This is a genomic window from Butyrivibrio sp. (genome assembly GCF_017635265.1).
GTDB lineage: Bacteria > Bacillota > Clostridia > Lachnospirales > Lachnospiraceae > Butyrivibrio.
Window position 1 is genome coordinate 1 of record NZ_JAGBLU010000010.1, and the last position, 7,653, is coordinate 7,653.

General features: G+C 40.3%; 11 protein-coding genes. All 11 read right to left on the reverse strand.

The genetic code is table 11. From position 1 onward, the window contains the following. Nucleotides 1-250: 250 nt before the first annotated feature. Nucleotides 251-1,063, reverse strand: coding sequence for a Gfo/Idh/MocA family oxidoreductase (locus tag J6O61_RS01600; protein ID WP_292208744.1), 813 nt, complete (start codon nucleotides 1,061-1,063; stop codon nucleotides 251-253). A 30-nt stretch (nucleotides 1,064-1,093) separates the two neighbouring features. Next, nucleotides 1,094-1,720 carry a flavodoxin family protein gene (locus tag J6O61_RS01605; RefSeq protein ID WP_292208748.1) on the reverse strand — a complete coding sequence of 209 codons (627 nt, stop codon included), beginning with the start codon at nucleotides 1,718-1,720 and terminating at the stop codon, nucleotides 1,094-1,096. Nucleotides 1,721-1,750: 30 nt separating this feature from the next. Further along, nucleotides 1,751-2,311, reverse strand: a complete 561-nt coding sequence (locus J6O61_RS01610; protein WP_292208750.1) for an NAD(P)H-dependent oxidoreductase — start codon at nucleotides 2,309-2,311, stop codon at nucleotides 1,751-1,753. 124 nt (nucleotides 2,312-2,435) lie between these two features. Further along, entirely contained in the window at nucleotides 2,436-2,873 is a 438-nt protein-coding gene (locus J6O61_RS01615) for a DUF3021 family protein (RefSeq protein ID WP_292208752.1), read from the reverse strand. Next, a complete protein-coding gene (locus J6O61_RS01620) occupies nucleotides 2,870-3,304 on the reverse strand; it encodes a LytTR family DNA-binding domain-containing protein (protein ID WP_292208755.1) in 435 nt (144 codons plus the stop codon). Before J6O61_RS01620 ends, J6O61_RS01615 begins: the two co-directional genes overlap by 4 nt. Nucleotides 3,305-3,316: 12 nt before the next feature. Next, nucleotides 3,317-4,237: an ABC transporter permease gene (locus J6O61_RS01625; RefSeq protein ID WP_292208758.1), complete on the reverse strand. Its 921-nt coding sequence runs from the start codon at nucleotides 4,235-4,237 to the stop codon at nucleotides 3,317-3,319. Next, nucleotides 4,230-5,150 carry an ABC transporter ATP-binding protein gene (locus tag J6O61_RS01630; protein ID WP_292208761.1) on the reverse strand — a complete coding sequence of 307 codons (921 nt, stop codon included), beginning with the start codon at nucleotides 5,148-5,150 and terminating at the stop codon, nucleotides 4,230-4,232. Before J6O61_RS01630 ends, J6O61_RS01625 begins: the two co-directional genes overlap by 8 nt. Nucleotides 5,151-5,282: 132 nt before the next feature. Then, entirely contained in the window at nucleotides 5,283-6,272 is a 990-nt protein-coding gene (gene rsgA / locus J6O61_RS01635) for a ribosome small subunit-dependent GTPase A (RefSeq protein ID WP_292208763.1), read from the reverse strand. A 257-nt stretch (nucleotides 6,273-6,529) separates the two neighbouring features. Further along, nucleotides 6,530-6,934, reverse strand: a complete 405-nt coding sequence (locus tag J6O61_RS01640; RefSeq protein ID WP_292208765.1) for a DUF3795 domain-containing protein — start codon at nucleotides 6,932-6,934, stop codon at nucleotides 6,530-6,532. A 116-nt stretch (nucleotides 6,935-7,050) separates the two neighbouring features. Beyond that, nucleotides 7,051-7,221 carry a hypothetical protein gene (locus tag J6O61_RS01645; protein ID WP_292208768.1) on the reverse strand — a complete coding sequence of 57 codons (171 nt, stop codon included), beginning with the start codon at nucleotides 7,219-7,221 and terminating at the stop codon, nucleotides 7,051-7,053. 64 nt (nucleotides 7,222-7,285) lie between these two features. After that, on the reverse strand, nucleotides 7,286-7,653 hold a 368-nt coding region (locus J6O61_RS01650), incomplete at its 5' end, for a hypothetical protein (protein WP_292208771.1).

Sequence of the window (7,653 nt, forward strand, 5' to 3'; positions counted from 1 at the left end):
ACATGCGTATAAGGATTCTGAGCAAGAAGCGCAACTTGTTCATTTGTGTAACTTGGTTTGTCTTTTGGATTCATATAGAGTTCCCCCTTTGCTAATTATATCAGCAAAGACAGCTGAATCCGTGTCCACATGATGGGATTAGCACATTTTCATCAAAGAAATACAGCCAGTTTTATGTCCACACGTCGGATTCGTTGCGTAAAATCCTGCCAAAATGATTATTCGTCGTGTCCACTTCTTGGGGTCCATTTTAGATACGGTATTTTTCAGGAATATCTGCCAAAAGAAGTTTTTTCTGCGGAAGATTATCTTTATCAACATAATAGAGTATCCTGTCACTCCATTCGCCCCTGTCACAGCGCACTGTAAGGTGTCGAGAGCGAATATATGACCTGTATTCTACAGAAGCAAAATCATAAACCGCAGATTTTCCGGATTCATAATCTATATGTACGATGTCTCTTACTTCCTGCTGCATGTGCCCATCAAAAGAGGCTCCATAGCGGGAATCCGTTTCTATGACCGGCGTTGTTTTTCGCTCACCATGGAGTACATATTTCTCGCCATTAACCATAAGCATCCTGCGAAGAAGGCTTGCAGCATGATAATCGTGAACAAGAGAAAGATATCCTGTCGAGGGATTCCCTAATAATCCGGATGAAACAGCAGACAAACCGTTGGCCAACAAGGGCTGCCTATGATACTGTTCACAGCATACGATCTTCGCTCCCTTTGTTTCCTGTAGTTCCCACAATCTTTCTAGTTTTTCCAAGGATGAACCAGCAGGTGTCTCCACCACGATGGGAAATCCTCGAAGTATCCACTCTTCTGCCACATCAGCCACGTGTTCCCTATCCACTGCAACTACAATAAAATCAGGTTTTATGGACAGGGCTGTATATATTTCAGTTGTCGCTGCAATACCGGTATGCTCAGTTACCAAGCGAACTTTTTCTTCTGAACGGCAGAGGAATATCGCCTTAAAAAGCTCTGGGTAAGTTTTGGCGACTCTGCCATAATATTCAGATCTGTATCCCGAACCAACAATTACATATGAAAGCATACTATTCTCCTTAGAGATACTTTTTCTTCATTATTTCCCATCAGGGAAGCTTGTGAATGCATCTCTCTCCACTGTCGGAAGGCCGTATTTTTCTTTTGCATCGGAAAAAGCTTTTATCATGAAGGCCATATTCCTTGCAAGATTTCGCATTGTCTGAAGTCCTTCGAGATCTTTTTTAACATCTTCGGCATCAAATCCATGCACCTGATTCCAGTATGTGCTTGAAGCCACCGGCATTCCGCTTATAGTAAAGTACTTGTTCAGAACATCAAAACTTGCAGTATTGCCGCCTCTTCTGCAGCTTACGACAGCCGCACCGACCTTCATCTGCTTGGAAAAAGAAGTACTGTAAAAAAGCCTGTCCATAAAAGAAAGGATTGTACCATTTGGGGAGCCGTAGTAAACAGGGCTTCCTACAACAAGCCCATCTGCCTCTTCGAACTTCCCTGCAACTTCATTTACAAGATCGTTAACAACACACTTTCCATTTTTCTCGCAATACCCGCAGGAAACGCAGCCTCGGATATTTTTATTGCCTACGTGAATGATCTCCGTCTCTATTCCTTCCTCATTAAATACTGAGATCATCTCATTAAGTGCAGTAGCTGTGCAGCCATTTGCCTTTGGACTGCCATTAAGTAAAAGAACTTTCGCCATGTTGAATACTCCTTCCTAAAAAAACGCAAGTTATATATTACAAATACACCCGTTGACAATACTCTCGACATCTGCGCCAACCACATCAAGTCCAACAGCCTGAATCTTTTCACAGTCCTGAATACCATAGAAGTTTTGGGCAAGCGTCTTGATGTATCCGTATCCAAACTCTTCCGGAACGAAGCAACCACCAGCTGTAGTAACATAATAAAGCTTATGGGCATTACAAAGAGATTTCGGATAGCCTTCATCTGTATATTCAAAGGTTATGCCTAAAACATTGATGTGCTCTACATACTGCTTAAGTGAAGCTGGGAATGATAAGTCATAGTACGGCGCTGCAATTACAATTGTATCTGCCTTTGCAAAGGTCTTTGCAAGGTTGAAATAAACATCTGAGAAGTCACCCCTTGCAATACAATCGTCTCTATATGCAAGGAATTTTTCATCTGTTTTAGGAAAAGAAATATTTTCAAGCTTTACTTCTAATATTTCTTCAGATGTTTTTTTACTAAGCTTTTCTATAAGCTTGTCAGCAATTCTTTTGGTTCTTGAATTCTTTTTTACACAAGCGTTAACTAATAAAATCATTATTCTTCCTCCATAATGTGATGGACCATTGGGGACGGGGTTCTAGGGTCAAAATAAAAATGACCCCCAAACCCCGTCCCCAGGGGCCATTAAAATGAACCACAAACCCCGTCCCCAGGGGCCATTATTCCTTATCCCTCACACTTTCAAGGGCATCTGAGATAAGCTTCTCATCATGTCTGAACATGATGCCAGTGCCTACCCATGCTGCAGCATAGACAACCACGAAGATCACAGAGATAAACGCAAAGCCATGCATGGTTTTATACCAGTTACAAAGATGTCCGAATACAATAATTATAATATACATCAGAACAAAATGCAGAAGCGTCATCAGGTTATGCATTAGTGCAGACAACTCTTTATCGTATTTATCATTATAAAGAAGCAACACTGTTACCAGACTGCATAAAAAGCTGACAACAAGGATTGATCCCGGAGTATACCAGTCAAAAGACCACTCATTTTTTCTCATCACCAAAAGTCCGTTAAGACTGACAACGCACAATACCAGGAAGCTGACCATCATTGTTTGTTCCATTACTATCTTTAGTTTTTTCATAGTCCCAACCTCTTCTTCATCTCTTTTACATAGCTTCTGGTAATAAGAATAACCTCTCCATTCAAAAGAACTGCTCTCATCCTGGCATTGGTCTCCGCTTTTACACTTTTTATCTTTCTGATATTGCAAAGCATGGATTTAGAGCACCTAAAGAATCTGAAATCCAGAGCCTTTTCTACCTCGTAGAGACGGCTTCGCAGCTCAATGCAGTCATCCTTAGTATAGGCAAAGCACTTATCATCTACTGTTTCTATGTAATAGATCTTGGAAATCGGGCATGGAATGCTCTCGCCGTCCTTATAGCCCATAATGATCTGTTCCCCGTTTTCAAGCAGCCCAATTGCAGTGTCTATGGCAGTTGTGCGCCCATATGCATTTACAACTGCGTATTCACTTTCGCCTTGCGAAATCTTATTAAACGTTACTTTCAAGGCTTTTCCCCTTTATCTTTTGTTATACACTCTTGGATATATAATCCTTGTAGCTATAATAAATGCTACTGTAACTATTATTATATATATGCAGGTCTGATTCAATGACCAAGTTGAAGAACCAACCTGTGTGTTAAAAGAAAAATTCTCTCTCATGGCATGAAGAAATGCGCCGCCGTCTACTCCGCCTATACTCTCATCCATATGATTCAAGACTCCACCTATAAGGAAATTTCTGATAAGTACTGTGATTCCTGTAGCCGGAATAAGATTACATACATTCTGTATGGTCCTGCTAAACTCCGACAGAGGAAGGTATGCGCCAACTATAAAGCCAGATACTGCAGAAATTATCCCCATGAAAGCACTGCAGGTGCCCATTTTCTTAAAAAACATCATTATAAGAGTAAAGATTGCTGTTGATGAAAGAGTTCCAAGAAAGATCACTCCTACAAGGCATATAATATCTGAAATTCCATAGTACATTGATCCGTTCAAAAGAAGTATCCCAATCCCGCAAAACAGCACAACTAATGTCTGAATAAAGGCAGAAATTACTGCTGCTAAGAAATATGAAAGGATGATCTCAGCTCTTTTTACAGGGGTTGATATCATATCAAAATACACTCTGTCTTCCCTGTCCCTGACTATGGTTTCAAGGGCGTTGTAGGGAATGGTGATCAGTGCAGTGCTGAGGATGCCTGTAAGTAATATACCATTTACAAACTGGTCCATGTCCTTTGCTAATATCAGCTTCTCAAGGCCCGTTGCAGCGTGCTCAAGCGATGACAAAAAGGTGCTCTTTAAAAACAATAGATAAAGAATAAGAATAATAAGCGGTGTTAGCATTGAGAAAAAGATTGATCCCTTATTATTCATATATACCAGTATGTTTCTTTTTGTAAGACCTAAAAGACCTCTTATTTTAGCCATTGCATTCCACCATTTCCTTTCCTGTAAGTGTTAAAAAAACGTCGTCCATTGTTCCTTTGATCACTTCAAAATCCCTGATAGAATCTTTGTTTTTCCAGATAAATTCCATGATTCCTTCATCCATCAGAATATTGTAGTGATCAGCCTCGTAGCTAAAGCTTGGTGCACTGGAAGTTTCTATTATCTTTGTGTTTTCCTCGTTCTGTGCTGTATACCAGATAAGTTTTTTACCGGTATACCTGCTCTTTAATTCAGCAGGCGAGCCTTCAGCAATTATGTTTCCCTTGTCCATGATCACCACGTTGTCAGCTTCTGCGGTTTCTTCCATGTAATGCGTTGTCAGGAATATAGTCAGGTTATCGTTTTTCCTTAAGTGATTGATGTAGTCCCACACCATCCTGCGGGACATGGGATCAAGTCCCGTGGTGGGCTCATCCAGAAAAAGAATGTCCGGCTTGTGGATCAGAGCCCTTGCTATATCTATTCGCCTTCTCTGTCCGCCGGAAAGATTCTCGTAACGCTTATTCCAGATTTCTTCCAGATTAAATTCGTCCCAAAAGAGAGAAAGCCTCTCCATTATCTCTTTTTTTCCATACCCGTAATATGCGCCTCTTGTAAGGAGATTCTGCTTAACTGTCAGGTTCCCATCCAGTACTGAATTCTGAAAAACTATCCCAATAGACTTTCTGATGGCATCATCTTCTTTTCCAAGTTCATACCCCATTAACCTGGCCTGGCCTGAGGTCTTAGGAAGGATCGTGCTTAACATATTTATGGTTGTGGACTTACCGGCTCCGTTTTCTCCAAGGAATGCAAAAAGAGAGCCCTGCTCAACCTCAAAAGAGATGTTGTTTACTGCTGTTGCATCGCCGTATTGTTTAAACAAATTACTAACTTCAATTGCTTTTTTCATATCTGACCTCTTTCTTGTTACCTGTTTTCCTGTATCTGAAACAGATATTAACTTATTTGAGGCAAGAAAAAAGCAAATTGGCGGTGACTTGCATTTTTTGAGAGGTGAAATGCAAAATGGCTAATTCTTATTTCAAAATCTATAATTATCTCTTTTCAGCTTTTTAGCAGCCTTAGCCCACTTTGAGATTTCTTTTTTCTTAGCGTAATTATTGGTATTTTCCGCGCTCAATGACTTATAGAGGATGTATCGCTCTGCTGAAAGCTCGCCGCTTTCTATTGCTGCCTTCACAGCGCATCCCGGTTCGGTATCATGCTTGCAATCACTGAACTTACAGCATTGCTCCAATGCAAGGATATCTGAAAATGTATTATCTATTCCAAGCTCTGTGTTAGCCATTCCAAGCTCTCTCATGCCGGGTGTATCTATTATTGATACGCCATTTTCAAGCTCAATCAGCTGCCTGTATGTTGTGGTATGTCTTCCTGTGGAGTCTGATTCTCGCACTTCCGAGGTTTTCATTATTTCTTCACCGGCAAAGGCATTTAAAAGCGTCGACTTGCCTGCTCCGGAGGATCCCATAAGGCACAATGTCACGCCCGGCCTCATGTATTCATATAATTCATCAACTCCTATTCCATATAAAGCCGAAATAGCATGAACTCTGACTTTATCAGAGATGCTCTCCACTTCACGAACATATCTGCCGTAGTTGTTGCACAGATCTGATTTTGTCAAAACCACCACTGGAATAGAGTTCCCCTGGAGAACAACGCTCACATATCTGGCGATTCTGTTGTAACTGTAGTCCTCATTTAGAGAGGTGACTATCAACGTGTAATCCACGTTTGCCACCATGTACTGCATGACTCCTGTTTTAGCCTGATCAGGCCTCTGCAAAAAGCTTGTTCTATCTTCAACCGCTACGATCAAAGAATCTCCAATTAGATTATTTACAAAAGAGACGTAATCACCCACAACAGGGAAAAGCTCAGGTGCCTTCTCTTGAAATGTTCCTTTTAGTCTGGCAGAAATATCTTTTCCTTCAAACCTTATTACATAACTGTTCTTGTATATAGCAGAAACTCTGCCTTTACATAAATTGTTTTCTGTATTATTCATTTTTTTCTCCATATTTTTTTCTTTGTTATCAGTATGGAGACTAAGGTTGAGATCATCGCCATGACAATGGCATTTAGAAAAAAAGAAGCCGTGACTAATAAGCCACGGCCAAAGGATCAATTATTTATCTATCACAAACCGAGGTCTTCATACTATATTCTGTTACAATCTCTATTCTCTTTACACTCATCACGAATACCTCGCTTTCCTTAATATTTTTTACAACAGATTCAGTATATCAGCAACATGTTACGATTTCAACACTTTTTAGTCAATTTCAGATTCTGTTCTTTTTCAAAAAAGGCTCTCTTTAGCTGCATATATTCTTCATCAGTGCAGACCTTTTTGCACATAGGTTCAAAGGACTTTGTAACTTCAAAGCATTCCTTCATATTGGCACAGGGATATTCATCGCAATCTGCACAGGTTTTTATGCCTCTTTCTTCACAGCATTTTACTACATGATACCTGCACCAATTCTCAGGTTTGCATCCTGTGCATGATATCTCTTCATTAGTAACAACATGGTCACGGTATCCTATCTTAAGCCATAACTCTGCTGTATGGTGAAGCTCTTCCTCTGTTTTTTCATAAGGATGCACTATATATCTGGGACAGGATGCACAATCATTTCCGCACGCAGCTAGTACTTTTTCCATCATATTGTGATCTCCATCTGATTTCATGTTTTTTCAAGATGTTCATCAAGCTTGGGAATACTGTCTTCATGTAAGTAAGTGGTCTCTTGGGGGCCGGGGTTAGAGGTACATTTTCGTATTTAACCTTCTAGTAGCTTTTGTTCTGCTACTATTCTATTTCTTGTAATATAGGCAGAATTTGAAGAGATATCCATTATAACGCTGCCCCTTGGCATCACTTTTGAAAACTCCTGATTGATATAAACTGTACCAAGCGCATTAACTTTGAGAAGTGGTTCAGGCTTTGCCATGTTCGGCGACATTCCCGCTGCATTGATAATTTATATATCCTCCTGAATTTATTTTATTGAATATTTACGAAATAAACAATGAGGGGGCATTTTCCACTAGTTTCTGCATCTCTTCCTGAGTATTCTTAGTTGGATCAAAGCTCTTCATTGTGCCTGATGCAGCATCATAATATAGCGCAGTAATCTGAGGGTTCATATTTCTGGCCGCTTCTGAACGTTCCTTTGCAGCCTGCGATGAGGCCTTTGCAGCAGCAACAAACTTATCAAGCCAGTCTCTTACCTGTTCCCCAGTGTCTGCCGGTGATGTTATGATTTCTGAGAGTTCATCAAATGGCGTTTCAAATATGATCTCATCAGATACTACCAGATCTATTCCTGCCTTTTCAAACTGCTTCCTAAGTGCATTTACATATTTGTCAGTCGAAAAATCCT

Coding starts and splice junctions, on each gene's coding strand:
- J6O61_RS01625 (WP_292208758.1), bottom strand. CDS start 4,237: ATGGCTAAAATAAGAGGTCTTTTAGGTCTTACAAAAAGAAACATACTG.
- J6O61_RS01600 (WP_292208744.1), bottom strand. CDS start 1,063: ATGCTTTCATATGTAATTGTTGGTTCGGGATACAGATCTGAATATTAT.
- J6O61_RS01645 (WP_292208768.1), bottom strand. CDS start 7,221: ATGGCAAAGCCTGAACCACTTCTCAAAGTTAATGCGCTTGGTACAGTT.
- J6O61_RS01615 (WP_292208752.1), bottom strand. CDS start 2,873: ATGAAAAAACTAAAGATAGTAATGGAACAAACAATGATGGTCAGCTTC.
- J6O61_RS01640 (WP_292208765.1), bottom strand. CDS start 6,934: ATGATGGAAAAAGTACTAGCTGCGTGCGGAAATGATTGTGCATCCTGT.
- J6O61_RS01605 (WP_292208748.1), bottom strand. CDS start 1,720: ATGGCGAAAGTTCTTTTACTTAATGGCAGTCCAAAGGCAAATGGCTGC.
- J6O61_RS01610 (WP_292208750.1), bottom strand. CDS start 2,311: ATGATTTTATTAGTTAACGCTTGTGTAAAAAAGAATTCAAGAACCAAA.
- rsgA (WP_292208763.1), bottom strand. CDS start 6,272: ATGAATAATACAGAAAACAATTTATGTAAAGGCAGAGTTTCTGCTATA.
- J6O61_RS01630 (WP_292208761.1), bottom strand. CDS start 5,150: ATGAAAAAAGCAATTGAAGTTAGTAATTTGTTTAAACAATACGGCGAT.